Genomic DNA, 25,407 nt, shown 5'->3' on the forward strand with positions numbered 1-25,407 from the left:
TCAGTTCCAGATGAAGCCGAGCTTTTTCAGCTGTACGTCGTCGAAATCCTCCATGCCTTCCACGGCGTCTACACCGCCGTTCGAGCGGAAGAAGTTGGCGGCGATTTCGCTGTCTTCCAGGCACCAGACGACCATACCCTCGCAGCCGAGGGACTTGAGCAGCCGACGCGCTTCGTGAAAAAGCGAGTGGCCAAGGCCGATGCCCTGATATTCGGGGCGCAAATAGAGTTCGTAGATCTCACCTTCATGCGGCAGGGCGCGCGCGCGATTGAGACCGAGCGACGCATAGCCGGCGACCATTCCGGCCACCTCGACGATGAGGATCGTGGCTGGCCCACGGGTTGCTTTGCGCCACCATGCTTCGCCGCGACGCTCGATCATGCGGGTGAGAGCTCTGTGTGGAATGATCCCTGAATAGGCCTGCTGCCAGGCAGTGCGGTGCACATCGGCAATCGCCGCGGCATCTGTCGGGCCGGCCAACCGCATGTCTATCGACAACGTCTTCATAACGTCACTTCCGCCTCGTTGGACCGGCACCGACGTCATGCCGGCGACCGCGAGAAACAGTCTAACTGTTCTTTTTGGAAATTTAACGCTTTTTTAATCATCCTCGCAAGCGCGGAGCCACGCGCTACACAGACAAAAACCCCGGCCAAGTTGACCGGGGTTCTGAATAGTTCAGATTTTTCAGCAGGTTCAGCCCTGCGATGCACGCTGCTTTTCGAACCGCTTGCGGTCGTTGGCATCGAGGAACATCTTGCGCAGACGGATCGACTTCGGCGTGACTTCCATAAGTTCGTCGTCCTGAATCCACGACAGGGCGCGGTCAAGCGTCATGCGGATCGGCGGGGTCAGCTTGACGGCTTCGTCCTTGCCAGCGGCGCGGATGTTGGTGAGCTGCTTGCCCTTGAGAACGTTGACTTCCAGATCGTTGTCACGGGTATGGATACCGATGATCATGCCCTGGTAGACCTTTTCGCCCGGCTCGATGATCATCGGGCCGCGATCTTCCAGGTTAAACATGGCGTAAGCCACGGCTTCACCCGAACCGTTCGACAGGAGCACGCCGTTGACGCGACCGGCGATCGGGCCCTTGTAAGGCTGATAGTCGTGGAACAGGCGGTTCATGATCGCAGTACCACGCGTGTCGGTCAGCAGCTCCGACTGATAGCCGATAAGGCCGCGGGTCGGCGCGAGGAACTTCAGACGAACGCGGTTGCCGCCCGACGGACGAAGCTCGGTCATCTCGGCCTTCCGCTCGGACATCTTCTGCACGACGATGCCGGAATGTTCTTCGTCGACGTCGATGACGACTTCTTCGATCGGCTCCATCAGCTGGCCGGTCGTTTCGTCATTGTGCATGACGACACGCGGACGCGAGACGGCCAGTTCGAAGCCTTCGCGGCGCATGGTTTCGATCAGAACAGCGAGCTGCAATTCGCCACGGCCCGAGACGAAGAACGAATCCTTGCCTTCGGCTTCTTCGATCTTCAGCGCGACATTGCCTTCGGCTTCCTTGAGCAGGCGGTCACGGATGACGCGGCTCGTGACCTTGTCGCCTTCGGTGCCGGCAAGCGGGCTGTCGTTGACGATGAAGGACATGGTGACGGTCGGCGGATCGATCGGCTGAGCCTTCATGGCTTCCGTCACCGACGGATCACAGAAGGTATCGGCAACCGTGCCTTTGGAGAGACCGGCGATCGCAACGATGTCGCCGGCATGGGCTTCATCGATCGCGGTACGCTCAATGCCACGGAAGGCGAGGATCTTCGAGATACGGCCGCTTTCGATGGTCTTGCCGTCCTGGCTCAGGACCTTGACGGCCTGGTTGGACTTGATCGAGCCTGACGCGATACGGCCGGTGATGATGCGGCCGAGGAACGGGTTGGCTTCAAGGATCGTACCGATCATGCGGAACGGACCTTCTTCAACCGTCGGCTCCGGCACATGCTCGAGCACGAGGTCGAGGAGCGGGGCCAGACCCTGCTCCTTGGGGCCTTCCGGGTTGACGTTCATCCAGCCATCGCGGCCCGAACCGTAGAGGATCGGGAAGTCGAGCTGTTCGTCGGTCGCGTCGAGATTGGCGAAAAGGTCGAAGACTTCGTTGATGACTTCCTCGTGGCGGCCGTCCGGACGGTCGATCTTGTTGATCGCAACGATCGGGCGAAGACCGACCTTCAGCGCCTTGCCGACGACGAACTTGGTCTGCGGCATCGGACCTTCGGAGGAGTCGACCAGAACGATCGCGCCGTCAACCATCGAGAGAATACGCTCGACTTCGCCGCCGAAGTCGGCGTGGCCGGGGGTGTCGACGATGTTGATGCGGTGACCCTTCCACTCGATCGAGGTCGCCTTGGCGAGAATGGTGATCCCGCGTTCCTTTTCCAGGTCGTTCGAGTCCATCATGCGCTCGGCAGTGCGCTGGTTCTCACGGAACGAACCGGACTGCTTCAAGAGCTCGTCGACAAGCGTCGTTTTTCCATGGTCGACGTGCGCGATGATCGCGATGTTACGCATTTTCATGATTTGGATCTCTGGCGGCTAGGGCGCTAGACAGGAGGAAGCGCCGATTTACTTTGGCGCGCTCATACCCTGTTTTTTGCAATTGCGAAAGGGGGAAACGCCCGGAGCGCCGGCGATGGTTACCGCCGACGCCGAGATTTACGCGGGTAATGCCGTGTCAGGCGGCAAGGCCCCGCTTCCTCAGCATCGCCTCTGGGCTCGGCATCTTGCCGCGGAAGGCCCGATAGGCATCCTTCGGATCAACAGATCCACCGACAGAATAGATGTGGTCCTTCAGCTTGCGCGCCGTCTCGGGATCGAAGGCGTTGCCGGTCTCCTCGAAGGCGGAGAACGCGTCAGCATCGAGCACCTCCGACCACATGTAGGAATAGTATCCGGCAGAATAACCGTCACCGGCAAAGACATGCTGGAAGTGCGGGGTCGCATGACGCATGACGATGGAGGACGGCATGCCGATTTCCTTGAGTACCTCGTCCTGCACCGCCATCGGGTCCTCGACCGCGTCGCGCGTGTGGAAGGCCATGTCGACCAGGGCGGATGAGGTGAATTCCACTGTATTGAAGCCGGCATTGAAGTTGCGAGCAGCCAGCACCTTGTCGAGCAGGGCCTGCGGCATCGGCGCGCCTGTCTCGTAATGCACAGCATAGGTCTTCAGGATTTCGGGCACTGTCAGCCAGTGCTCGTAAAGTTGCGACGGCAGTTCGACGAAATCACGCGAGACACCCGTGCCTGATACGGTCGGGTAGGCCACGTTCGACAGCATTCCATGCGCCGCATGTCCGAACTCGTGAAATAGGGTCCGCGCATCGTCGAGCGACAGAAGTGCCGGTCTGCCCGGCTCCGGCTTGGCGAAGTTGCAGACATTGTAGATGATCGGGATCTCGCCGAGCCGGCCATTGGCGAGCGGCAAGCGATGCTGCGACTGGAAGCTGCTCATCCAAGCGCCGGATCGTTTTGACGGACGCGCAAAATAGTCGCCGAGGAAGAGCGCGACGAGCTTGTCCTCACGGTCGCGAATTTCGAACACCCGCACGTCGGGATGATAGCCGACCACATTCTTGAGCGGCACGGCGTGAATGCCGAAGATTCGACCCGCAACGTCAAAACAGGCTTCGATGATCTTCTCCAGCTGCAGGTAGGGCTTGAGTTCCGCTTCCGAGAAATCGAACTTCCGCGTGCGAAGCTTTTCTGCATAGTGGCGCCAGTCCCAGGGGGCGACCACGTGGTTGCGCCCTTCCTCGGCTATGATCTCTGCCAAGGCCTGCTCTTCGTCACGGGCCTGAACAACAGCCTTCTCCCAGACCTGCATCAGGAGGCCGTTCACGGCCTCCGCGGTTTCGGCCATTGTGTTGTCGAGCTTGAGGGCCGCATAGTCGGCGTAACCCAGCAGCTTTGCCTTCTCGGCGCGCAGCGCCAGCGTCTCTGTGACGATCGCCCGGTTGTCCGTCTCCCCACCATTGATGCCGCGCGACGTCCAGGCCTTGAAGGCAATCTCCCGGAGGTCACGCCGTTCGGAAAAGGTGAGAAAAGGCTCGATGATCGAACGCGACAATGTCACGACATGCGAATGGCCGCCGCCGTGCGCCTGAGCGGCAGAGGCCATGGCATCGCGCAAGAAGGCTGGAATGCCCGCGAGATCCTCTTCGCCGGCAAGCGGCAGCACCCATGAGGATTCGTCAGCCAGCACGTTCTGGCCGAAGCTGGCCCCGAGACTTGCAAGGCGTTCGTTGATGGCAGCCAGCCGATCCTGTTCCACCTTTTCCAGCTTGGCGCCCGACTTGACGAAACCTTTCCAGTGCCGCTCCAGGACGCGCGTTTCTTCGAGCGTCAGTCCCAGCGTGTCACGCTGCTCCCAAAGAGCGTCGATGCGGCGGAAGAGCGGCATGTTCGTCCCGATCTTCGAATAGTGGCGAGACATCTTCGGTGCGATTTCGCGCTCAAGGGCCTGGATCTCAGGGTTGGTATGCGCGCCGGCCCGGTTCCAGAAAAGCGCCGACACGCGCGAGAGGGCATCACCCGCCACCTCCAGTGCAACGATCGTATTGGCGAAAGTCGGCGCCTCCGAATTACCGGCGATGGTCTCGATTTCGGCCTCGTGCTGCTTCAACGCCACCTCGAAAGCCGGCGCATAATCGCTATCGATGATCTGCTCGAACTGCGGCAGTCCGTGAGGGCCATCCCATTCGACAACGGCGGGATTGAGTGCGGGCGAACCTGTCATGAAAACCTCCTGCGGCGGCACCTGGGATCGGCGAAGCAACTATCTTCGATATGCTATTGCGACGGAGCTGTGGCAAGCAGGCAAAAAGCGGTGAACAAGAATAGATTATTCCACTCCACCCGAACATGACGATTGACGAATTTTCGCTAAAGGCGATAGATCGAATCATCCTATGAAAGGACGGTCACCGCCATGGAAATCTTTCCAATTCAGCCGGTTGGCATTTCGCCGCTGAAACTGCGGGAAAGCAGCCCACAGCCGGATGTGAAAATGTCTGATCTGGCGTCTAAGGCGCCAACATCCAAAGATCAAGAAGTCTTCGAGGAAGCCCTCTCCGTCTTTGCGAGCATGACTCCGCGCCGCCTTCGGGAAATCGCGAGCGAGAGCTTTCAGAAGGACGAGATCGACGAAGGCACCTTCCGGGAACTCTCAACGGAGCTGCCATTGCAGGCAGTCGACCGAAACGGAAACGTGGCAGACCTCTCGACACTGACCGACGACACGCACTTCGATTATGCGGAATATTACAAGACGCAGCAGTCCCTGGCCGAAATGATCGGCGACATGGACATGGCCGATTCCTACTCAAAAGTCCTGGACTTCTTCACTCGAACCAGTTGATGCGTCAGCCGGGGGCTTCTCATTTTTTGGGGTTCGATACCCACACCGTTTCGCCGTAAGTGGTCGCAGCGCTACCTGCGCCGATTTCCACGATCGAGGCGACGGAAAATGACGACAGTGCGGATGAGCGAACGGCGGACGACCTTTCTGGGTGCGCTGCTGACCACGCTCGGCCCGATCTCCATGGCCATTTACACGCCGGCCATGCCGCAACTGGTTGAGGCCTTTGCGACGACGGCAGCTTCGGTAAAGCTCAGCCTCTCCCTTTTCTTCGGCGGCTTCGCCATGGCACAACTCGTCGCCGGACCTCTGTCCGATGCTCTGGGGCGAAAGACCGCCACCCTCATTTTCCTCGCCATATACATTATAGGCTCCCTGCTCGCCGCAATGGCGCCGTCGATCGAATTCATCCTCGTTGCCCGGCTGATTCAGGGAATCGGCGCCTCCGTCGGCGTCGTGGTCGGGCGCGCCATCGTCCGCGATCTCTTCGTCGGTTCAGATGCGGCACGCATCCTCAATACCATCGGCATTTTTCTCGCTATTGGCCCCGCGATGGGTCCGACGCTCGGCGGACTAACCCTGGCGGCATTCGACTGGCACGCGGTCTTCCTTCTTCTGGTTGGCTTCGGCCTTTCGGCGGGAGCGTGCACGCTCCTCTTCATGCGCGAGACCGTTACACGTGATCTCGGCCGCCTACGGCCCATGCGATTGATGCGCGGCTATCTGGAGGTCGCCGCCAATACGCGCTTCCTCGCCGCTTCCCTCGTTCTCAGCGGCTCGATTGGGGCGCTCTATGCCCAATCGACCATGCTGCCCTTTATCCTCATCGATCGTGTCGGGCTAACGCCGACCGAGTTCGGTCTCGGCATGCTGATGCAGTCCGGCTCCTATTTACTTGGATCGCTGACCTTGAAGTTGGTGGCTTCCCGGCTCGGCGGGCCAAACGCGGCACGGATCGGCATTAGTTTGTGCGGGCTCGGCGGTCTTGTCATGGCGCTGTCCGTGGCCTTCATCGAGCCTCGCTATCTGACGATCATGGGCCCGGTTGCGATCTGCACCTTCGGGATCGCGTTTCTGACCCCGCATGTGGTCACGGTGAGCATGGCACCCTTCGCACATATCGCCGGCTCTGCCTCGGCGACGACCGGTTTCCTGCAGATGAGTGCCGGCTTTCTCGGCGGTGTCGCGGCAGCGGCCATCGGCGACCCGCTGCATGCCTTCGGCATCATCATCCCGACCATGGAATTCTCGGCCGTTGCCGGTTTCCTCTGGCTACGCTTCCTGACTAGGCGCTGCTGACCGGGCAAAGAAAAACCCGCCTGCCGCAAAGCAGACGGGTTGGATATGCCCGTTAGGTCGACTTACTTGCCGAGATTGCGCTTGGCGAGCGTGCGCAGGCGCAGCGCATTCAGCTTGATGAAGCCGGCTGCATCCTTCTGGTCATAGGCGCCCTGGTCGTCTTCGAAGGTGACGAGCTGGTCGGAATAAAGCGATTTCGACGACTCGCGGCCAATGACCATGACATTGCCCTTGTAGAGCTTCAACGTCACTTCACCTTCGACATGTTCCTGGCTCTTGTCGATCAGCGCCTGCAGCATCTCGCGCTCAGGCGAGAACCAGAAGCCGTAATAGATGAGCTCGGCGTAACGCGGCATGATCTCGTCCTTGAGGTGCGCTGCACCCCGGTCGAGCGTGATCGATTCAATGGCGCGGTGTGCCGAAAGGAGGATGGTGCCGCCGGGGGTCTCGTAGACGCCACGCGACTTCATGCCGACGAAGCGATTTTCGACGAGGTCGAGACGACCGATGCCATTGTCGCGGCCGTAATTATTGAGTTCTGCGAGCAGCGTGGCAGGGCTCATGCGAACCCCATTGATCGAGACGGCATCGCCCTTCTCGAAACCGACCTTGATGATGGTCGCCTTGTCCGGTGCGGCTTCCGGCGAGATCGTGCGCATATGCACGTATTCCGGTGCTTCCTGGGCAGGATCTTCGAGAACCTTGCCCTCGGAGGAGGAGTGCAGCAGGTTGGCGTCGACCGAGAACGGCGCCTCACCCTTCTTGTCCTTGGCGACGGGGATCTGGTTCTGCTCGGCAAAGGCAAGAAGATCGGTACGGCTCTTGAAGGCCCAGTCACGCCAGGGCGCGATGATCTTGATGTCGGGGTTCAGCGCATAGGCCGACAGCTCGAAGCGGACCTGATCATTGCCCTTGCCGGTAGCGCCATGGGCGATGGCATCAGCGCCCGTCTTCTTGGCAATATCGATCAGGTGCTTGGAAATCAGCGGACGCGCAATCGAGGTGCCGAGCAGGTAGACGCCTTCATAGACGGCATTCGCGCGGAACATCGGGAAGACGAAGTCGCGCACGAATTCTTCGCGCACATCCTCGATGAAGATCTCCTTGATGCCGAGCATCTCGGCCTTCTTGCGCGCCGGCTCAAGCTCTTCGCCCTGGCCGAGATCGGCGGTGAAGGTGACGACCTCAGCACCGAGTTCGGTCTGCAGCCATTTCAGGATGATCGAGGTGTCGAGGCCGCCGGAATAGGCGAGGACGACTTTCTTCACGTCTTTGGGGAGTGCCATGTCGATGTTCCGTCTGGAAGGAGCGAGGCTCAAACCCCGCCTGGATCAAGAATGGCGGCACTTTTAGCGAGATTCCGCTGGTGTGCAAGGGCATCGACCGCCTGAGGTGGCGGCCAAGATCGGTTGGGTACGATAGCCGGGTAAGGCGGGGACCGATTTGCCGTCATGTTGACGAAGCCGAACACGGGTACCATATCGTCGTCACTGTCAAAGACGTTGACCTAGAAGGAGTTCGCCCATGACGATCCAGCATCCCGCGCTCGTGAAAGGTCATGTCGCCGTCATCACGGGTGCAGCATCCGGCATCGGTCTCGCCGCTGCAAAAGCCTTTGCCCGCATGGGTCCCTGCGTCGTGCTCGTCGATCTGGAGGGGGACCGGCTGGCAAGTGCAGCCGCCGAAGTGACGGCTCTTGCGACTGGCGGAGAAGCCGATGTGGTCGCGATTGGGACGGACGTATCGAAACTCGACGAACTGGAAGCGCTCGAACGTGCCGTCATCCAGCGCTTCGGCCGCGTCCATGTCCTTATGAACAATGCCGGCATCCAGCCGGGCAGCGCGCTCTTCGGCCCGCAATCCAATTGGGAAAACGTGTTGGGCGTGAACCTGATGGGTGTGATCAATGGGACGCGGACTTTCGGTCCGGGCATGAGTGCTCATAAGGACTCAGCGCTCATCATCAACACCGGATCCAAGCAGGGCATCACCACGCCCCCGGGCGATCCGGCCTACAACGTCTCCAAGGCCGGCGTGAAGGCCTTCACAGAGGCCCTGCAGCACGAGCTGCGCAACACGCCGGACTGCAATGTAACCGCGCACCTGCTCATCCCCGGCTTCGTCTTCACCTCGCTCACCGCAAATGGTCGTACTGAGAAACCGGCAGGCGCATGGACGCCGGAAGAGACGGTGGCCTTTATGTTCGAGAGCCTGGAGCGCGGAGATTTCTACATTCTCTGCCCTGACAACGAAGTGCCGCGCGCGCTGGACGAAAAACGCATCGCCTGGGCCGCCGGCGACATTATTGAGAACCGGCCACCACTCTCGCGCTGGCATCCGGATTACTCCGACGCCTTCAGGACCTATCTCTCTCTTCCGCAAGGCTGATTGGCAAGGCGAGCAAAGGCCGCTAAGGATGAAGCATCCGCAGATCGCGGGCGCTTCATCATGCGGTTTATCAATGGATTTCGTTCCGAGCCTTCCCGTCTTTCTCGCCTTTAGTCTCGCTCTGCTCCTGCTGGCCATCACGCCCGGCCCGGATATGACGCTCTGGATCAGCCGATCCCTGCGCGATGGTCGCGCTATAGGTCTAATGACACTTGCTGGCACGAGCTTTGGCATCTCGATCCACACCATGCTGGTGGCTTTCGGCATCTCGGCGCTCATCGTAGCCTCGCCGACAGCGTTCTTGCTGCTAAAGACGGGCGGTGCTGCCTATTTGCTGTGGCTCGCTTTGCAGGCAGTTCGTCATGGTTCGAATTTCGTCATCAAGGCGGAGGGCGAGGCAGTCGTCTCGAAGAAAGGCGCTTTCCTCAATGGGCTCTGGGTCAATCTCTTGAACCCCAAGGTCATCATCTTCTTCATGACCTTCCTGCCGCAATTCGTCACGGCAACCGACCCGCATGTCACGGGCAAGCTGATCTTCCTCGGCCTCTGGTCGATTATCCTCTCGCTGCCGATCGGGGTCGGTATCGTCTATGGGGCGGACTTCATGTCGAACTGGCTGCAGGCGAACCGCAAGGTTCTGCGCGGCATCGACTATACGTTCGCTGGGGTCTTCTCGATCTTCGCGGTCAAGATCCTCATGACCCAGGCGAAGTGACGAAGGCGCCCGATTGGCTGGCTACCGCCGACCTCAATCGTCGTCTTCACCGTGATTGGCGATCATCATAGCCTCGAATGCCAGCCGTTCGGTCTTGCGCATGCGCTCGGATTCCGATTTCAGCTGACCGCAGGCGGCGAGGATATCGCGGCCGCGCGGTGTGCGGATCGGCGAGGCATAGCCGGCCTGGTTGATGAAATCGGCGAACTTTTCGATCTGCGCCCAGTCGGAGCACTGGTAGTTGGTGCCCGGCCACGGGTTGAACGGGATCAGGTTGATCTTTGCCGGCACGCCCTTCAAGAGCTGGATCAGTCCCTTGGCATCTTCCAGGCTGTCGTTGACGTCCTTCAGCATCACATATTCGAAGGTGATGCGGCGGGCGTTCGACAGGCCCGGATAGTTGCGACAGGCTTCGATCAGCTCCTTCAGCGGATACTTCTTGTTGATCGGCACCAGCATGTCGCGCAACTCGTCGCGGACGGCATGTAGCGAGATCGCCAGCATGACGCCGATCTCTTCACCCGTCCGATAGATTTCCGGTACAACGCCCGAGGTCGAGAGCGTGACACGGCGCTTGGACAGCGACAGGCCATCGCCATCGGTCGCGATCAGCAGGGCCTTCTTCACCTCTTCGAAATTGTAGAGCGGCTCGCCCATGCCCATCATGACGATGTTGGTGACCTTGCGATCGCTCGACGGCATCATGGTGCCGACAGGGGTCTCCCGGTCCGGGAAATCGCCCAGCCGATCGCGCGCGAGTAAGAGCTGCGACAGGATTTCTTCCGACGTCAGATTGCGCACCAGCTTCTGCGTGCCGGTGTGGCAGAAGGAACAGGTCAGCGTGCAGCCGACCTGGCTGGAAATGCACAGCGTGCCGCGCCCTTCTTCGGGAATGTAGACGCTCTCGACCTCGACCGGACGGCCGGCACCGCGCGGCGGGAAACGCAGCAGCCACTTGCGGGTGCCATCGTTCGAAACCTGCTCTTCCACGATCTCCGGACGGGCTATGGTGAAATGCGTCTTCAGCATTTCACGCATGTCCTTCGAGACATTGGCCATATGATCGAAGTCGGCGACGCCGCGCACATAGATCCAGTTCCAGATCTGCGCGACGCGCATCTTGATCTGCTTTTCCGGCACGCCCTTTTCCCGCAGAGCCGCCCCCAGAGCTTCTCGATCAAGGCCGATCAGGCTCGGCTTCTCGACGAATGCGGCAGGGCGAACGGGAGTGGCCGTCTGGCTCCGTTCGGGAAGCGTCACTGTGACAGTCATCTTAGGACCTCAGGGCCATAGCGGCAAGCAGGCTTCGATCGAGCGCTTCCCGGCTGGCAGATATGAATTCATGGATCATGTGGGACAGGGGAAAGCCCGATGTCCTAATCTGCAGCGGCCAATAGCAGCTTTTTTGCTCTCCGTCACCCCAAGGCCGGAGACCGCGGTCGGGGAACAAATGACAAAGGGCCGACAGTCGCCTGCCAGCCCTTCGGAAGATCAGATCGACAAGGTTATTTGCAGCCTTGAATTTTCTGCAGGGCGGCAGAGATACCGGACAGCGAATAGGTGTAGCTGGTCGGTGTACCACGGGCAGAGGTGGCCTTGACCGTCATCGACGAACCGCCCTTCATGGCCGCGACCAAGGCCGGCTCTTCGGCAGCGTTTTCGACCCAGGCCGAGGTGTCCTTGACGAACATGACGAAGTTTTTGTTGTCGATCGTCACGTTGACCTTGGAATCGCCCTTCATCGGGTAGCCCATCATCGCCTGCGGTTCGTAGGAGATGTTCTGCCCGGGACGCTGCGAGATCACGAAGAAGATATCGCCGTGATTGACGCTGGCCGGTTCCTTGGTTGTCGGAACGGATAGCACGTAGCAAACGGTGCCGCCATTGGACTTGTAGGAATAGGCACCCCAAGCCTTAAACTGCTCGATCCGCGTCGGCGATTGAGCAAAGGCGAGACCGCTGCTCGCCAGGATGATTGCCAGTGCGGCTACGCTACTTCTTACGAACATGTCTTCCTGCCGGTTGTTTCCATCCATCACCCAGCCGAACGGCCGGGCGCTCATCGTCAAAACCTGTGTTCAGTTTGACTTAATTTACCTTACCAAACCATGAACGAGACGCAGTTTCTTGTCGCAATCTGCATCGTCGCCATGATCAGCCGTCGCAAGATACGGCGAAACGCGGCTTTGCACCGCGTCGTCCTCGTTCGGATGTAGAGGCAAAGAATCGGGCAAGAGTTGGGCTGACATTTGTTTTGCCAAGGCGGCGCCGGGATCACGCTTGCGTAGCGTCATCGGCGAGCACGCGGTCTGCGGCTTCATAGTGCCGCTCCTTGATATGCCGGTTGATCAGAGTAAAGGCCGTGGTGAGTACCGCGATATCATCCGTGAAGCCGACCACGGCCAACACATCCGGGATGGCATCGATGGGAAGCACGAAGTAGCCGAGTGCAGCCAGCAGGATACCCCTGACCCTCAAGGGCGTCTCACGATCCATCGCGCAATAATAGGCTGCAGCAAGATCCCTCGAAAACGGGATCTGGCGCGCTGCCTTCTTGAAAGTCGGCCAGAACCGGCGCCGAACTTTTGCCTCCTGCTTATCCTGGGTTTCTTCGTCACCCGGGAGCAGAATTTCACCGATCTTCACATCATCCATGAGCCAACGATCCTTTCGTGCGGACCCTATCAATCATATGTGATCCACGACCGGAGAATTCAATTGCTCGAGTTCACGCTCAAGCGGCGTCCCGGACCGCCCTGTCCATCAGAACGGCCAGTTGGAAATCCAGTTCCGTCAGTCCATCGGCGGAATGCGTGGTGAGCTTCACATGCACCTTGCGGTACACATTGGACCATTCTGGATGGTGGTCGAGTTTCTCGGCGGCGAGCGCGCACTGGGTCATGAAGCCGAAAGCTTCGGAAAAATTCCTGAAAACAAAGTGCTTCTCGATAGAAGTTCCATCATCTGTGAGTGTCCATCCCTGCAACTCGGAAAGGCGGGTGGAGATCGCTGCCGCATCCAGCTTTTGACGGATCATGGGTCGCTCTCCTCCGACCTTGGTGCTCATGGACAAGGTTCAGCAGTCCCGCAGATTCTATCAGAAACCAGGGGCCGACTACAGCAGGCTCTTTTCCGGCTGCAATCGCTTGACGCCATAGCTTGAGGCGCCAGCCATCTCTCTAAGTGGAAAGATTTCCTCCGTAAGGTAAGGGCCGCCACCGACCGATTCTTTGGAGGATAGAAGCACAAACCGAGACACGTTGAAGGGCGACGTCTGGAAATCCCCTCGACCGCTCAGATAATGCACAACGTCATCAAGGCGTGAGGCCTTGAGCCGAGCCAGCGTCACATGCGGTGTGAACTTGCGGGGATCGGGCGCAAGCCCCAGCCGCTGGCAAATGCGCTCAATTTCACCCTGAAGAGCATGAAGCTCCGGCACAGCCGAAACACCAGCCCAGATCGAATGCGGCTTCTTCGACCCGAAGGAGCCTATGCCATTGAGGGTAAGCGAAAACTCGGGACGGTCGATGCGATCAAGACGGTCAACGATTTCATCCGCTGTGCGACCATCGACGTCACCGATAAAGCGCAGAGTGATGTGATAGTTTTCGACATCGATCCAGCGGGCCCCTGGGAGGCCACCGCGCAGCAATGAGAGGCTCATGGCAGCGTTGCGCGGAATTTCGAGGGCAGTGAACAATCTCGGCATGGAGCGCTCCCCGAATCTTTTGCAGGTGCTCACAGCGAATCACGCATTGGCATAAGGCGCAAGTGATTAATTCCGCTTACCCTCGATGCTCGACACCCAAGATTGAGCGAGAGGCAGCATGCGTTCGGCCATGACAGCAAGGCCTTTCGTGTTCGGATGCATGCCGTCCTCAAGAAGAAGGCTTCGATCGGTAATCACACCATCGAGTACAAAAGGATAAAGCGGCAGGTCGTATTTCTTGGCGAGATCGGGATAGATAGCATTGAACCGCTTACCGTAGTCGCCACCCATGTTCGGAGGCGTCAGCATTCCGACGAGAAGAACAGGGATGTTGCGCGCCTTGAGGCGGGCGATGATCTGGTCGAGATTGCGAGCTGTCTGCTCTGGCGGAATGCCGCGCAAGGCATCATTGGCGCCAAGTTCGAGGATGACCCCGTCGGTGCCATCAGGCACAGACCAGTCGACGCGCGACAGGCCGCCGGCCGTTGTGTCCCCGGAAACGCCGGCATTGGTGATGACCACATCGTGACCCTTGGCGACAAGATTGCGCTGCAATTGCGCCGGCAGAGCGTCCTCCTGCGGCAGCTGGTAACCGGCCATGAGACTGTCGCCGAAGCCGACCAGCTTCAGAGGCTCCGCAAGCGACGCCGTCGCCCCCACGAGCGTTGCCGAGAGCATCACGGCGAAATGAAGCAGCGCAGCTTTAAATGTCATGCCGACCTTCCTAGATTGCCCGAAGTGCCGATCACCGGCAAACCTTTGATCTCAACGATATAGGATGGCCGAGTGTGAGAAACACCATCATCGAATTGAAAAGCGCTGATCTCACCCTTGGCAGTGCCGCCGCCTCCGTTCACGTTTTGCGGAGCATCGATCTCGCAATCAGCGAAGGCGAGGCAGTGGGCATCGTAGGCCCCTCTGGGTCGGGCAAATCGACGCTGTTGATGGTGCTGGCCGGGCTTGAACGCTTGGACAGCGGCGAGATCATTGTCCGCAACACGCCCATGCATTCGCTGAGCGAAGACCGGCTGGCAGATTTCCGCGGCCGCAATATCGGTATCGTCTTCCAGTCCTTCCATCTGATCGCCAATATGACGGCGCTGGAAAATGTTGCGATCCCGCTCGAACTCGCCAACGTCAAGAATGCCTTCGACATCGCCCGCAAGGAACTGCAAGCCGTCGGCCTTGGCGAGAGACTGAGCCACTATCCGGGACAACTGTCGGGTGGGGAGCAGCAGCGTGTCGCCATTGCCCGCGCCCTTGCCCCCTCGCCCGCCGTTCTGATTGCCGACGAGCCGACAGGCAACCTCGACACCGAGACCGGACGCCAGATTGCGGATCTCCTGTTTGCCAAGCAGCAGGAGCGCGGGATGACTCTGGTGCTGGTCACCCATGATGCCTCGCTGGCTGCCCGCTGCTCGCGCCAGATCCGGGTTGCCTCGGGCCAGATTGCCGGCGACAGCCAGGCCGAGCAGATGCGTCTTGCCACGGTGTCCGCATGACCGGCTTGACTACCCGGCTGTCCGTTGCCTTCCGCATCGCGCTCCGCGAATTGCGGGGCGGGCTGAGAGGCTTCTACATTTTTCTCGCCTGCATTGCGCTCGGCACCGGCGCAATCGCGGCGGTCAACTCTGTATCAACAGCGATTACCGATGCCATCTCGTCGGAGGGCCAATCTCTTCTGGCAGGAGATATCAGGCTGGAACTGGACAACCGGGAGGCCACGCCTGAAGAACTCGCCTTCATGCAGGGTTTCGGTAGCGTGTCGGTCACGACCGGGTTGCGTTCCATGGCGCGGCTGGCCGATGGCTCCGACCAGTCGCTGGTCGAGGTAAAGGCCGTCGACGACGCCTACCCGCTCTACGGCCGCCTCATTGCCGCGCCCGACCGTCCTCTGGCAGAACTGCTCGCGGCTGATGGCGATGTCTACGGCGCCATCGTCGCGCCGCTCCTCTTGGAGCGGATGAACAGCAGGGTCGGCGACGAATTTCTTCTGGGCAATGCCCGTTTCCGCATCACCGGCACCATTGTCACTGAGCCCGACGCGGTTTCCGATGGTTTCGGTTTTGCGCCGCGATTTCTCACCAGTCGAAAGGCACTCTTTGCAAGCGGCCTCGTCGCGACCGGCAGTCTGGTCGAACACGCCTACAAGATCCGCTACGATGACCCCACGACAAATCCGGACACGATCCGCAGCCGAGCCCAGGCGGAGTTCCCGTCCGCCGGCTGGTCGATCCGCAGCAGCGATCGTGCAGCTCCGGCCCTGACCGAGAATGTCGAGCGGTTCTCACAGTTCTTGACGCTGGTCGGCCTGACGGCTCTGGTCGTCGGCGGTGTGGGCGTTGCCAATGCCGTGCGCGCCTTCCTTGATTCCAAGCGCACCGTCATCGCGACGCTGAAATGCCTGGGCGCCCCTGCTTCGGTCGTGGTTCTGGTCTATCTCATCCAGATCACTCTGGTCGCTCTGGTGGGCATCCTGGTCGGCCTCGTGCTCGGCGCCATCGCACCGCCGATCACCGCAAGTTACCTCGCTGGCATTCTGCCGATCTCCGCCGAGGCACGGCTTTATCCGCAGGCCCTGGCCCTGGCCGCGATCTTCGGCATGCTCGTGACATTTGCCTTTGCCATCCTGCCCCTCGGCCATGCCCGGAAGGTCCCGGCCACCGCTCTCTTCCGCGAACAGGGCTTTGAGGCCTCAGGTCTGCCGTCATGGCCTTACCTCGTGGCCATGGCGCTCTCCCTGGGTGCGCTGGCAGCCTTGGCCATCTTCACCTCGGATCAACGCCGCATCGCCGCGATCTTCCTCGCCGCCATGGCCGCAGGCTTTGTCCTGCTGCGCCTCGTTGCCTATTTGATTGCCTGGCTCGCCCGCCACAGTCCGCGGAGCCGTTCGGCAGCGCTCAGGCTTGCCATCGGCAATATACACCGCCCCGGCTCGTTGACGGCCTCCGTCACTCTCTCGCTAGGCCTCGGCCTCAGCCTGCTCGTCGCGCTCGCCATGATCGACGGCAATCTGCGCCGCGAGCTGACCGGCAGCCTTCCGGACCGCGCACCCAACTTCTTCTTCGTCGACATTCAAGGCAGCGAAGTCGACGACTTCCGCACGCTGGTCGAAGGGCTCGCTCCAGAGGGCAAGCTCGTCGAGGTGCCAATGCTGCGTGGGCGTATTCTCGAGCTGAATGGCACCGACGTCGCCAAGAGGGACGTGCCTCCGGGTGGCAGATGGGTCCTCCGCGGCGATCGCGGCCTGACCTATGCGACGAACATCCCGGAGAATAGCTCCGTGACTGAAGGCGAATGGTGGCCAAAGGACTATGCCGGTGAGCCCCTGGTGTCGTTTTCCGAGCGGGAGGCCAAGGAACTGGGACTGAAGATCGGCGATACGCTGACGGTGAACGTGCTCGGCCGGAACATCACAGCAAAGATCTCGAACTTCCGAGCCGTACAATGGGAAAGCCTGTCGATGAACTTCGTCATGGTGTTTTCGCCAAACACCTTCGCCGGCGCCCCGCATGCATGGCTTGCCACGCTGATCGAGCCGAACGCATCGGCCACCGACGAGGCCGCTGTGTTGCGCTCGGTAACTCAGCGTTTTCCCACCATTACCACGGTACGTGTCAAGGACGCGCTCGACATGATCGACAAGCTGGTCGGGCAGTTGGCGACCGCGATCCGTGCGGCAGCCGCCGTAGCCTTGATCGCCTCGGTTCTCGTTCTGTCGGGAGCCCTTGCCGCCGGCAATCGCGCCCGCACCCACGACGCCGTTATCCTGAAGACGCTCGGGGCGACGCGCGCAATGCTCATCCGGGCATTTACTTACGAGTACATGCTTCTTGGTGGGGCGACCGCCGTCTTCGCCCTGGTCTCGGGCGGTGGTATTGCATGGTACGTGCTGAGCCAGATCATGAAATTGCCGTCGAACTTTCTTGCAGACGTAGCGGTCATGACGATCGTGATCTCGCTTGTCATCACCATCGGAATCGGACTGGCTGGCACCTGGCGGATCCTGGGCCAGAAGGCAGCGCCGGTACTGCGAGAACTCTGATGACCACCGACAAACGTCGCTTAAGCATTACAGCGAATTAAGACTACGGGTCTTGTTCCCCAGGCCTTTCCATCTCATATTGATGTCACGCATGCTGGGCTTCGCAGCGGCGCGGGGGTCATTCCGGCCCCATCGTCAAACATTGAAGCTTTGAGAGAGGAAATCATGTCCGAACTTCGCAACTATCAGAGCCGCACGGGCCAAGCCCAGTCGGCCACGATGATCGACGAAGGTCTGCGCGCCTATATGCTGAAGGTGTATAACCTGATGGCTCTGGGCCTTGCCATCACCGGTATCGCAGCCTTCGCAACCTTTCAGCTCGCTGTATCGAATGGACAGCTGACCGGCTTCGGTCAGGCCATCTTCCTGAGCCCGCTGAAGTGGCTTGTAATCCTGGCGCCGGTCGCCATGGTCTTCTTCCTGAGCTTCCGCATCGAGAAGATGAGCGTTTCAGCTGCACAGACAACCTTTTGGGTCTATGCAGCCTTAATGGGCCTGTCACTGTCGTCGATCTTTCTGATCTACACGGGCGCCAGCATCGTTCAGACTTTCTTCGTCACGGCCGCGTCGTTCGGCGCCCTGTCGCTCTATGGCTACACCACCAAGCGTAGCCTCTCGGCCATGGGCTCATTCCTGATGATGGGTCTGTTCGGTCTGATCATCGCGTCGCTGGTCAACCTGTTCATGGCGTCCTCGGCTTTGGACTTTGCCATCTCCGTCATCGGCGTACTGATCTTCGCGGGCCTTACCGCCTACGATACGCAGTCGATCAAGGAATCCTATCACGAGTCGCATTCGAGCGAAGCCAGCGGCCGTCTGGCCATCATGGGCGCGCTGCGGCTCTACCTCGACTTCATCAACCTCTTCCTCTTCCTGCTCCGTTTCCTCGGAAATCGCGATTGATCCGGAAGAGCGTGACAACAAGTTAGACCCCGCTTCGGCGGGGTTTTTCTTTGTCTTACGGCAAAGCCGCTGCAACGCAGGTCGGCTGACGGTACAAAAAAACCTCCGGCTCACACCGGAGGTTTTTCAGGAATGCAGGCGAATGAAGCGACGCTTACGCGGCTTCTTCCTGCGTATCGTCTTCTTCGATGGACTTGCCGCGCTTCGGACCCTTGGCGAGGTTGACCTCGACGAGGCGAACGGCTTCCGTCTCGGACATCTTGTTCACGGCAGCGATTTCGCGAGCCATACGGTCGAGAGCGGCTTCGTACAGCTGACGCTCGGAATAGGACTGCTCCGGCTGGTTTTCGGCGCGATAGAGATCGCGCACGACTTCGGCGATGGAAATCAGGTCACCGGAATTGATCTTGGCATCATATTCCTGGGCGCGGCGCGACCACATGGTGCGCTTGACGCGGGCCTTTCCCTGCACGACCTTCAGCGCGCGCTCGACGAAGTCGGTCTCGGAAAGCTTGCGCATGCCGATGCTCACAGCCTTGGCGACCGGAACTTTCAGGCGCATCTTGTCCTTCTCGAAATCGATGACGAAAAGTTCGAGCTTCATGCCCGCGACTTCTTGCTCATCGATTGCGGTGATGGTACCGACGCCGTGGGCCGGGTATACGATCGACTCACCGGTTTTGAAGCCATGGCGCGCCGAGGAATTTTTCTTCTGCTGGGTCGTCATTCTATTCAAACACTCCCTGTTTTGCTCCCGGCATGATGCCGGCGCCGGGTCGGTCAGGCCCGGATGAGATGGAGAAGCCGCTAGGTCTGCCATCCTGATCCTGTCCGTCACAGAAAAACATCACCCTCGTCGCGACGGCGACACGACACGAAGTGTCGTCTATGTCACGTGAACCGCGTCGGTGGTGAAGTTGCTTTCGTGATGGCTTAGGGCACAGAAGTGCCACAAAGTGGAACAGTTCCAAGACGCTATCACAAAAAGACGAGGAAATCAATATTTTAGTGCAGCGCGCCATAAAGCTGGCGCACTCGGCGCCAGATTCTGTCGAGGGAGATGAAAAATAAGGCAGCTTAGCCGGGCAACACTGGTGACAACGAGAGGCTCAGTCGCCAGAACCCGGCTGTTCGGAGAAGTACTTTTCGAATTTGCCATCAACGCCGTCCATTTCCTTGGCTTCCGGCATCGGCTCTTTCTTCACCGTGATATTTGGCCAGATCTTCGCATATTCAGCGTTGATCTTGAGCCACTTGTCGAGGCCCGGTTCGGTATCCGGCTTGATGGCCTCAGCAGGACATTCCGGCTCGCAAACGCCGCAATCGATGCATTCGTCCGGATGAATGACGAGGAAGTTCTCGCCCTCGTAGAAGCAATCGACAGGGCAGACCTCGACACAATCGGTGTATTTGCAGCGTATGCAGTTGTCAGTGACGATATAGGTCATGCGGCACTCCAGAATGACGTTCGCAAACGACAGAAAGAGAACAAACGCGGTGTTCCGTCGAGGCTGGAAAAGCCGGAACGGGAGCTTGCGCCCCACCGGGTATCTGTCGGACAGCGTTGTGAGCTACTGTGTTATCGGAATCAAGGCAAGGATAAACAATTCGCAATTCTGCCGCAGGCGGACAAATTTTCTAATCGTCCGACCAATTGGGCCCTGAACGCAGATCCCGCAAGGCTCGGCCCTCTTTTTTGGTGGGGCGACCTGATCCCGGAGCTCGGACCGCCTGCTCAAGTGCCGTGAAGGGCTTTTTCTCCCTGGGAGGGCTCAGATCCTCATAGAGAAGGCGCGCTTCTTCGTAAGGACCACGCCGTTCGCCAGGAAGCTTAACGACCAACACAAGATCCCGCTCCGGCATGGCGATCTCCAGCCGGTCACCGATCTTCAGTCCGTGGCTCGGCTGGCGGACAGTAGAGCCATTGACCTTCACATGGCCGGCCGACACGCGCTCCTGAGCAAGGCTGCGTGATTTTGCCACACGGGCGAAGAACAGCCACTTGTCGATGCGCTGGCGCGAACCGCTTTGTGGCTGCTTATCGTCCATATCACTTCTTCATCTGTTCCTTGAGCGCGGCCAGCTTCGCGAACGGCGAATCCGGATCAACAGGCTTCTCCTTGCGCGGAGGCTTCGCCTCGAAACGAGCCGGCTGCGACTTGTTGTTGTCGCGCTCTGGACGTGGACCGCGATCCTTTCGGTCGCCACGGTCCTGCCGTTCGCCCTTGCCAGCAAACTTGCCGCGATTGTCGTCGCGCCGTTCGCCGCGGTTATCAGGACGTCGGTCGTCGCGGCGCTGATCGTTCCGCGGCTCGGCGGACGAAGTGCGTTCGCCACCCGCAGTCCGCTGGCCCTGGCCGGCGCTTCGACGGTCACCCGCAGGGCGTCCAGCAGGACGCTGGTTGTCGTTACGACCACCGGGGCGCCACAAGAGAACCGGCTTAGGCTCGGTCGGCTCGGCGGCAGCAGCATCTTCCGCAGTAGCGACGTCGGCCACAGGAGCTTCCGTCGGCGCAGAGGTCTCGGCAACAACTTCGGAAGCGGTCGCGTCGGTCTCGCCGTCAACCGTCGACTGATCTGCGTCATCGACGCTTTCGGCTTCCGGCTTGGTAACCTCTGCGGTCTCTGTGCTGCTTGGCTTCTGTGCCGCGAGGAAGCCTGCGGCCTCCTCGGCACTCACGCTATCGGCCCGGTAGCCCAGACCCTTCAGGATCTCTTCCATGTCGTCGGGCGTGGCGCCCAAGATCGAGAGCATCGCCGTGGTGGTGACGAAACGACGGCCGTCATAGGCACCTTCGGGACGGGGAGTTGTGCCCGGCTTCCACTGCAGAAGCGGACGGATGAGGTCTGCCAGACGTTCCAGGATGTCGATTCGCACGGCGCGCTTGCCGAGGAAGCGGAAACCGGCGAGCTTGTAGAACATGCGCTCATAGGTCGTGTCAGTCACGACGGAGGTACGACCAGCGGCCAGAACCGGAATCAGATCCCCGTAGCCTGCCTTGTCGAGGCCGTCATTCTTCAACGCCCAGAGCAAGGTGATCAGCTCGGCTGGTGCCGGCTTCAGCAGGGCCGGCATGAAGATGTGATAGGCCCCGAAGCGCACGCCATAGCGACGCATGGAGGCACGCCCATCCTGATCCAGCGACTTGACGTCGTCGGCAACATCGCGGCGGAAGAGAACACCGAGATTCTCGACAAGCTGGAAGGCAAGACCCTTTGCAAGACCCTGCAGGTCTTCCGCACGGGACAAATCGTCGAGCGGCTTGAGGACAGTCGAGATGTGATGATTGACAAAGCGCTCGATGCGGGCGGCCACGTGATCACGGGCAGCACCCGTCAGCTGTTCATCAGCGAGAACGATCACACGCGGATGGAGGATGTGGTCGGTGCCAATGAGGCGAGCTACCGGATCACCGACCCAGCGCACCAGACCATCGGAGCCGATGGCGAGATCGCCATTGCCGGACGCATGCAGCCGCGCAGCACGTGCTTCGAATTCCAGCGCCAGCGCACGATGGGCCGCAGCCTCCACGGCCTTCGCATCCGGACCTTCCATGCCGGAGATCGGCGTGAACCGGAAACCGGAGAGTTGTCCCATGGCATGGCCTTCCACGAAGACATCGCCGTTCACACTGATTTCAGCTTCCAACATTGCATTCTCTCTCAAGCGCTTCATGAGCACAGATGTCCTGCGATCAACAAAGCGTTTCGTCAACCGTTCATGTAACGCATCGGACAATCGGTCTTCGATTTCCCGCGTCTTTTCTTGCCAGTGTGTCGGATCGGCAAGCCAGCCGGGCCGATTCGACACGTAAGTCCAAGTTCTTATCTGCGCGATTCGTGCAGATAATGTATCGATTTCGCCGTCTGTGCGATCCGCTCGGCGGACCTGATCGGCGAGAAAATCTTCATTCACCGTGCCGCGCCGAACCAGATCGAAATAAAGACTCTGAATCAAGTCCGCATGCTGTGCCGGCGTAATGCGCCGATAGTCGGGCAGAGCACAGGCCTCCCACAGCTTTTCCACGCGATCGGGGCGATCTGCGATATCCGCGATCTCCGGATAGCGAGAGAGAAACTCCAAGGCTTGCTGGTCCGTCGCCGGCAGCGCCCGAGTGAGCCCCTCAATCCTCGGCGCGGCATCGAGACTGCGCTGCAGAGCAGTAACCGAGGAGTAGTCGAATTGTGCCGTCCGCCACTGCAAAACTTTGACCGGATCGAAGACATGCGTTTCCAGACGCTCGACCAGTTCATCATCGAAGGGATTGACGCGTCCGGTGACGCCGAACGTGCCATCCTTGATGTGTCGGCCGGCGCGACCGGCAATCTGACCGAGCTCACCGGAGTTCAGATTGCGGAACTGATAGCCATCGAACTTTCGATCCTGGGCGAAAGCAACATGGTCCACGTCAAGGTTGAGGCCCATGCCGATCGCATCGGTGGCAACCAGATATTCGACATCGCCCTCCTGATAGAGACCGACCTGAGCATTGCGGGTGCGCGGGCTGAGTGCGCCGAGCACAACCGCAGCGCCGCCGCGCTGTCGGCGGATCAGTTCGGCGATGGCGTAGACCTCATCAGCGGAGAAGGCGACAATGGCCGTTCTCTGCGGCAGCCGCGTAATCTTCTTTTGACCCGCATAGAAGAGCTGCGAAAGGCGTGGCCGCTCGACAATGGTGATCCCGGGCAGGAGCTGGAGCAGGATCGATTTCATCGTCGCCGAGCCGAGCAGCAACGTTTCCTCGCGGCCACGCAGATGCAAGAGCCGGTCGGTAAAGATGTGTCCGCGCTCCAGATCGCCGGCGAGCTGGACCTCGTCGATTGCGACAAAGGCGACCTTTGTCTCGCGGGGCATGGCCTCGACAGTGCACACCGAGAAACGTGCGTTCGGAGGGCTGATCTTTTCCTCGCCGGTCACCAAGGCGACATTTTTGACACCGACGCGCTCGACCACACGGGTGTAGACCTCGCGCGCCAACAGGCGCAACGGCAGGCCAATCATGCCCGAGCCATGCGCAACCATGCGTTCGATCGCAAAATGGGTCTTGCCCGTATTTGTCGGCCCCAGAACGGCAGAGACGCCGCGACCGCTCAAAATCATGGGGTGGGTATTCAATGACCGCTCCAACTTGTCGGACGCCTGTCTCCTCGACACCGGCAGACCTTGGCCAACACATGGCGACGATCACCGGCAAAGGCAAGCTGCTTGTCCCATAGGCGGGACAATTGATCTCAAACCTCTGATCCGACTCGGTATTTTCCTCAAGGAACAACGGGCGAACGAATCGGAGACGAATCGCTCACTCGTCCGAATCCGATTTTGTTCACGGCTAGATGTGGAAACACGCCGGTCTTTGCGCCACCAGATGCTGAATCTGCACGACCAGTCATGGAGATCGATCGGCACGGCGTTCCGCCTAGGGAACCTCGATCTTGTTCCGTACGTTGCGGGGTTGAGGTGATGATCATGACGCTAACGCCCCCGCCCCCCCATTCGATCGGATCAAAAGAAACCGATCAGAACTTCGTGCTGATCCATGGAATGGTCATGGCTCCTTCTTTTTGGGAGGCCTATGCGCCCGAGGTCGTGCGTCGAGGACATTCACTCGGCTATCCGTTGCCCGGGCATCACCCATGGCATCTCGACGAGCCCGGCCAGCCGCCTGAAGCGCGTGAGGTCGCTCAAGCTTATGCCGAAGCCATCAGGCGAGATTTCGCAGGTGCCCCTGTCACGCTCATCGGCCATTCGACCGGCGGTTTCGTGGCACTGCTGATCGCCCGCGATTATCCGGAACTGGTTCGCTCAGTTGTTATGATCGGCGGCTTTGCCTGCGGCCGCTTTGAGGGGCAGGAGAGGCTCGCCGCCCGCCTGCTCCGCGCACCCCACATAGGGCCGTTCCTGTTTCGCCAATTTTTCAGGCGCTGGATTTCGACACCGGAGCAGTTTCGCTGGGGCTCGATCGAATGCGTCTTTGACCGCAATTGTCCTTGGCAGGGCGACGAAGCTGTCAATGCGATGGAAGAGGTCCGCCAGCAACTGGCGCAGGCCCGGCCGGAAGACATCGCTGCCTGCATCCGTTTTATGTCGGATACCACGCTTCTGAGGGATCTGAATGGCATCCGGGTGCCGGTTCTCAACATCATTGGCGCCAATGACGCCATTGTTCCACCGGAGCACCAGTTGCGGGTTTCTCGCTTGATGCAACGTGTTCAAACCGTCGTCTTCAGCCGCTGCGGACACCTCCCCATGGTGGAGCATCGGGAGCGGACAGACAAGGTGATCGGCGCTTTCGTCGATGGGCTGGAGGTTCTGTCCCCGCAGACCCCTCAAGACAACAACCCTTTGATCACTCGCAACGCTGCGAGCCAAACGCTGCGGCTGCTTGCGGGGGCAGCGCGCCGGCGGGAACAAAGTTCTCCCGGTCGCGTTCACTCCGCACAAGACGCAATGTTCCACATCGGCTAGGAGAGGCCCCCCATGAGTACAATTCTCATCGTCATTTTGATTCTGCTGCTGATCGGCGCACTGCCGAGCTGGGGCTATAGCCGCGGCTGGGGTTACGGACCGTCGGGAGGTCTCGGACTGGTACTGCTCATCCTCATCATCCTGATGTTGATGGGTCGAATTTAAACTCTAGGGAAAAGGAAACGACGATGAAAAAGACCCTTTTGGCATTGGCATTGATCGCCCCTCTCGCATCCTGCACGCAGACTGAACGCGGTGCCGGCATCGGTGCCGCTTCCGGCGCCATCATCGGTGGTGTCGCAACCGGCAATGTCCGTGGTGCAGCAGTCGGCGCAGCGGTCGGCGGTGTCGCCGGCGCGCTGATCGGCAACTCGCAGGAACGTGCCGGCTACTGCGTATATCGCGATCGCTACGGCCGCACCTACGAAGCTCGTTGCCGCTAACAGCGCTGACGTCACAGAAAAGGCCGCCGAACCGACGTTCGGCGGCCTTTTCTGTTTTAACGTTAACCTCTCGA

General features: G+C 59.9%; 25 protein-coding genes. 10 read left to right on the forward strand and 15 right to left on the reverse strand.

Going from position 1 to position 25,407, the window contains the following annotated elements; genetic code table 11:
• The 3 genes from FJQ55_RS15750 to FJQ55_RS15765 all read right to left on the reverse strand — a co-directional run bounded on the left by FJQ55_RS15750 (window position 1) and on the right by FJQ55_RS15765 (window position 4,744).
• On the reverse strand, window positions 1–507 hold the full coding sequence (locus tag FJQ55_RS15750; RefSeq protein ID WP_140829615.1) for a GNAT family N-acetyltransferase: 507 nt from the start codon (window positions 505–507) through the stop codon (window positions 1–3).
• 189 nt (window positions 508–696) lie between these two features.
• Window positions 697–2,523 carry a translational GTPase TypA gene (gene typA, locus FJQ55_RS15755; protein ID WP_140829617.1) on the reverse strand — a complete coding sequence of 609 codons (1,827 nt, stop codon included), beginning with the start codon at window positions 2,521–2,523 and terminating at the stop codon, window positions 697–699.
• A 157-nt stretch (window positions 2,524–2,680) separates the two neighbouring features.
• Window positions 2,681–4,744, reverse strand: a complete 2,064-nt coding sequence (locus FJQ55_RS15765; protein WP_140829619.1) for a M3 family metallopeptidase — start codon at window positions 4,742–4,744, stop codon at window positions 2,681–2,683.
• Window positions 4,745–4,936: 192 nt separating this feature from the next.
• Between FJQ55_RS15765 and FJQ55_RS15770 the strand changes: the two genes are divergently transcribed.
• Both FJQ55_RS15770 and FJQ55_RS15775 read left to right on the forward strand, forming a co-directional pair.
• Window positions 4,937–5,365, forward strand: a complete 429-nt coding sequence (locus FJQ55_RS15770; RefSeq protein ID WP_140829621.1) for a hypothetical protein — start codon at window positions 4,937–4,939, stop codon at window positions 5,363–5,365.
• A 108-nt stretch (window positions 5,366–5,473) separates the two neighbouring features.
• On the forward strand, window positions 5,474–6,664 hold the full coding sequence (locus tag FJQ55_RS15775) for a multidrug effflux MFS transporter (RefSeq protein ID WP_208758218.1): 1,191 nt from the start codon (window positions 5,474–5,476) through the stop codon (window positions 6,662–6,664).
• Between the two features lie 62 nt (window positions 6,665–6,726).
• Here FJQ55_RS15775 and FJQ55_RS15780 read toward each other — a convergent pair whose 3' ends face one another.
• Window positions 6,727–7,950, reverse strand: coding sequence for an argininosuccinate synthase (locus FJQ55_RS15780; protein WP_140829623.1), 1,224 nt, complete (start codon window positions 7,948–7,950; stop codon window positions 6,727–6,729).
• 238 nt (window positions 7,951–8,188) lie between these two features.
• On the opposite strand from FJQ55_RS15780, the gene FJQ55_RS15785 reads away from it, so the two are divergent.
• Together FJQ55_RS15785 and FJQ55_RS15790 are read left to right on the forward strand one after the other, a co-directional pair.
• Window positions 8,189–9,052, forward strand: a complete 864-nt coding sequence (locus tag FJQ55_RS15785; protein WP_140829625.1) for an SDR family NAD(P)-dependent oxidoreductase — start codon at window positions 8,189–8,191, stop codon at window positions 9,050–9,052.
• A 73-nt stretch (window positions 9,053–9,125) separates the two neighbouring features.
• On the forward strand, window positions 9,126–9,767 hold the full coding sequence (locus FJQ55_RS15790) for a LysE family translocator (protein ID WP_140829627.1): 642 nt from the start codon (window positions 9,126–9,128) through the stop codon (window positions 9,765–9,767).
• 33 nt (window positions 9,768–9,800) lie between these two features.
• Here FJQ55_RS15790 and rlmN read toward each other — a convergent pair whose 3' ends face one another.
• The 7 genes from rlmN to FJQ55_RS15825 form a co-directional block, all read right to left on the reverse strand.
• Entirely contained in the window at window positions 9,801–11,039 is a 1,239-nt protein-coding gene (gene rlmN / locus FJQ55_RS15795) for a dual-specificity RNA methyltransferase RlmN (RefSeq protein WP_140829628.1), read from the reverse strand.
• Between the two features lie 233 nt (window positions 11,040–11,272).
• Window positions 11,273–11,776, reverse strand: coding sequence for an invasion associated locus B family protein (locus tag FJQ55_RS15800; protein ID WP_062282799.1), 504 nt, complete (start codon window positions 11,774–11,776; stop codon window positions 11,273–11,275).
• Between the two features lie 84 nt (window positions 11,777–11,860).
• The gene (locus FJQ55_RS15805; protein ID WP_140829629.1) at window positions 11,861–12,088 is read right to left on the reverse strand and encodes a hypothetical protein; all 228 of its coding nucleotides are present in this window, start codon (window positions 12,086–12,088) and stop codon (window positions 11,861–11,863) included.
• Window positions 12,042–12,422, reverse strand: coding sequence for a YkvA family protein (locus FJQ55_RS15810; RefSeq protein WP_140829631.1), 381 nt, complete (start codon window positions 12,420–12,422; stop codon window positions 12,042–12,044). The genes FJQ55_RS15805 and FJQ55_RS15810 overlap by 47 nt, the downstream gene beginning before the upstream one ends.
• A gap of 79 nt (window positions 12,423–12,501) precedes the next feature.
• Entirely contained in the window at window positions 12,502–12,804 is a 303-nt protein-coding gene (locus FJQ55_RS15815) for a 4a-hydroxytetrahydrobiopterin dehydratase (RefSeq protein WP_140829632.1), read from the reverse strand.
• Window positions 12,805–12,882: 78 nt separating this feature from the next.
• The gene (thpR, locus tag FJQ55_RS15820) at window positions 12,883–13,476 is read right to left on the reverse strand and encodes an RNA 2',3'-cyclic phosphodiesterase (protein ID WP_140829634.1); all 594 of its coding nucleotides are present in this window, start codon (window positions 13,474–13,476) and stop codon (window positions 12,883–12,885) included.
• 66 nt (window positions 13,477–13,542) lie between these two features.
• Entirely contained in the window at window positions 13,543–14,190 is a 648-nt protein-coding gene (locus tag FJQ55_RS15825; RefSeq protein WP_140829636.1) for an arylesterase, read from the reverse strand.
• Window positions 14,191–14,264: 74 nt separating this feature from the next.
• On the opposite strand from FJQ55_RS15825, the gene FJQ55_RS15830 reads away from it, so the two are divergent.
• The 3 genes from FJQ55_RS15830 to FJQ55_RS15840 all read left to right on the forward strand — a co-directional run bounded on the left by FJQ55_RS15830 (window position 14,265) and on the right by FJQ55_RS15840 (window position 18,424).
• The gene (locus FJQ55_RS15830) at window positions 14,265–14,978 is read left to right on the forward strand and encodes an ABC transporter ATP-binding protein (protein WP_140829638.1); all 714 of its coding nucleotides are present in this window, start codon (window positions 14,265–14,267) and stop codon (window positions 14,976–14,978) included.
• A complete protein-coding gene (locus FJQ55_RS15835) occupies window positions 14,975–17,521 on the forward strand; it encodes an ABC transporter permease (RefSeq protein WP_140829640.1) in 2,547 nt (848 codons plus the stop codon). Before FJQ55_RS15830 ends, FJQ55_RS15835 begins: the two co-directional genes overlap by 4 nt.
• Window positions 17,522–17,686: 165 nt before the next feature.
• Window positions 17,687–18,424, forward strand: a complete 738-nt coding sequence (locus FJQ55_RS15840; RefSeq protein ID WP_140829642.1) for a Bax inhibitor-1/YccA family protein — start codon at window positions 17,687–17,689, stop codon at window positions 18,422–18,424.
• A gap of 154 nt (window positions 18,425–18,578) precedes the next feature.
• On the opposite strand, the gene FJQ55_RS15845 is transcribed toward FJQ55_RS15840, so the two are convergent.
• From FJQ55_RS15845 to FJQ55_RS15860, 4 genes are all read right to left on the reverse strand, one after another.
• The gene (locus FJQ55_RS15845) at window positions 18,579–19,151 is read right to left on the reverse strand and encodes a CarD family transcriptional regulator (RefSeq protein WP_140829644.1); all 573 of its coding nucleotides are present in this window, start codon (window positions 19,149–19,151) and stop codon (window positions 18,579–18,581) included.
• A gap of 382 nt (window positions 19,152–19,533) precedes the next feature.
• Complete coding sequence (gene fdxA, locus FJQ55_RS15850; RefSeq protein ID WP_140829646.1) at window positions 19,534–19,872, reverse strand: ferredoxin FdxA; 339 nt, start codon at window positions 19,870–19,872, stop codon at window positions 19,534–19,536.
• 190 nt (window positions 19,873–20,062) lie between these two features.
• Window positions 20,063–20,473: an RNA-binding S4 domain-containing protein gene (locus FJQ55_RS15855; RefSeq protein ID WP_140829648.1), complete on the reverse strand. Its 411-nt coding sequence runs from the start codon at window positions 20,471–20,473 to the stop codon at window positions 20,063–20,065.
• A 1-nt stretch (window position 20,474) separates the two neighbouring features.
• Window positions 20,475–23,525 (reverse strand): helicase-related protein, encoded by a 3,051-nt coding sequence (locus tag FJQ55_RS15860; protein ID WP_140830047.1) that lies wholly within the window; start codon window positions 23,523–23,525, stop codon window positions 20,475–20,477.
• A 288-nt stretch (window positions 23,526–23,813) separates the two neighbouring features.
• On the opposite strand from FJQ55_RS15860, the gene FJQ55_RS15865 reads away from it, so the two are divergent.
• From FJQ55_RS15865 to FJQ55_RS15875, 3 genes are read left to right on the forward strand one after another with little or no spacing between them, the layout of a single operon-like run.
• The gene (locus tag FJQ55_RS15865; RefSeq protein ID WP_246085160.1) at window positions 23,814–24,890 is read left to right on the forward strand and encodes an alpha/beta fold hydrolase; all 1,077 of its coding nucleotides are present in this window, start codon (window positions 23,814–23,816) and stop codon (window positions 24,888–24,890) included.
• Between the two features lie 12 nt (window positions 24,891–24,902).
• Complete coding sequence (locus FJQ55_RS15870; protein ID WP_082511155.1) at window positions 24,903–25,055, forward strand: DUF3309 family protein; 153 nt, start codon at window positions 24,903–24,905, stop codon at window positions 25,053–25,055.
• A 23-nt stretch (window positions 25,056–25,078) separates the two neighbouring features.
• Window positions 25,079–25,333 carry a YMGG-like glycine zipper-containing protein gene (locus tag FJQ55_RS15875; RefSeq protein WP_062282159.1) on the forward strand — a complete coding sequence of 85 codons (255 nt, stop codon included), beginning with the start codon at window positions 25,079–25,081 and terminating at the stop codon, window positions 25,331–25,333.
• Window positions 25,334–25,407 lie beyond the last annotated feature (74 nt).

This window comes from Rhizobium glycinendophyticum (genome assembly GCF_006443685.1).
Taxonomy (GTDB): domain Bacteria; phylum Pseudomonadota; class Alphaproteobacteria; order Rhizobiales; family Rhizobiaceae; genus Allorhizobium; species Allorhizobium glycinendophyticum.

Coding starts and splice junctions, on each gene's coding strand:
- FJQ55_RS15750 (WP_140829615.1), bottom strand. CDS start 507: ATGAAGACGTTGTCGATAGACATGCGGTTGGCCGGCCCGACAGATGCC.
- typA (WP_140829617.1), bottom strand. CDS start 2,523: ATGAAAATGCGTAACATCGCGATCATCGCGCACGTCGACCATGGAAAA.
- FJQ55_RS15765 (WP_140829619.1), bottom strand. CDS start 4,744: ATGACAGGTTCGCCCGCACTCAATCCCGCCGTTGTCGAATGGGATGGC.
- FJQ55_RS15770 (WP_140829621.1), top strand. CDS start 4,937: ATGGAAATCTTTCCAATTCAGCCGGTTGGCATTTCGCCGCTGAAACTG.
- FJQ55_RS15775 (WP_208758218.1), top strand. CDS start 5,474: ATGACGACAGTGCGGATGAGCGAACGGCGGACGACCTTTCTGGGTGCG.
- FJQ55_RS15780 (WP_140829623.1), bottom strand. CDS start 7,950: ATGGCACTCCCCAAAGACGTGAAGAAAGTCGTCCTCGCCTATTCCGGC.
- FJQ55_RS15785 (WP_140829625.1), top strand. CDS start 8,189: ATGACGATCCAGCATCCCGCGCTCGTGAAAGGTCATGTCGCCGTCATC.
- FJQ55_RS15790 (WP_140829627.1), top strand. CDS start 9,126: ATGGATTTCGTTCCGAGCCTTCCCGTCTTTCTCGCCTTTAGTCTCGCT.
- rlmN (WP_140829628.1), bottom strand. CDS start 11,039: ATGACTGTCACAGTGACGCTTCCCGAACGGAGCCAGACGGCCACTCCC.
- FJQ55_RS15800 (WP_062282799.1), bottom strand. CDS start 11,776: ATGTTCGTAAGAAGTAGCGTAGCCGCACTGGCAATCATCCTGGCGAGC.
- FJQ55_RS15805 (WP_140829629.1), bottom strand. CDS start 12,088: ATGAAGCCGCAGACCGCGTGCTCGCCGATGACGCTACGCAAGCGTGAT.
- FJQ55_RS15810 (WP_140829631.1), bottom strand. CDS start 12,422: ATGGATGATGTGAAGATCGGTGAAATTCTGCTCCCGGGTGACGAAGAA.
- FJQ55_RS15815 (WP_140829632.1), bottom strand. CDS start 12,804: ATGATCCGTCAAAAGCTGGATGCGGCAGCGATCTCCACCCGCCTTTCC.
- thpR (WP_140829634.1), bottom strand. CDS start 13,476: ATGCCGAGATTGTTCACTGCCCTCGAAATTCCGCGCAACGCTGCCATG.
- FJQ55_RS15825 (WP_140829636.1), bottom strand. CDS start 14,190: ATGACATTTAAAGCTGCGCTGCTTCATTTCGCCGTGATGCTCTCGGCA.
- FJQ55_RS15835 (WP_140829640.1), top strand. CDS start 14,975: ATGACCGGCTTGACTACCCGGCTGTCCGTTGCCTTCCGCATCGCGCTC.
- FJQ55_RS15840 (WP_140829642.1), top strand. CDS start 17,687: ATGTCCGAACTTCGCAACTATCAGAGCCGCACGGGCCAAGCCCAGTCG.
- FJQ55_RS15845 (WP_140829644.1), bottom strand. CDS start 19,151: ATGACGACCCAGCAGAAGAAAAATTCCTCGGCGCGCCATGGCTTCAAA.
- fdxA (WP_140829646.1), bottom strand. CDS start 19,872: ATGACCTATATCGTCACTGACAACTGCATACGCTGCAAATACACCGAT.
- FJQ55_RS15855 (WP_140829648.1), bottom strand. CDS start 20,473: ATGGACGATAAGCAGCCACAAAGCGGTTCGCGCCAGCGCATCGACAAG.
- FJQ55_RS15860 (WP_140830047.1), bottom strand. CDS start 23,525: ATGATTTTGAGCGGTCGCGGCGTCTCTGCCGTTCTGGGGCCGACAAAT.
- FJQ55_RS15865 (WP_246085160.1), top strand. CDS start 23,814: ATGGAGATCGATCGGCACGGCGTTCCGCCTAGGGAACCTCGATCTTGT.
- FJQ55_RS15870 (WP_082511155.1), top strand. CDS start 24,903: ATGAGTACAATTCTCATCGTCATTTTGATTCTGCTGCTGATCGGCGCA.
- FJQ55_RS15875 (WP_062282159.1), top strand. CDS start 25,079: ATGAAAAAGACCCTTTTGGCATTGGCATTGATCGCCCCTCTCGCATCC.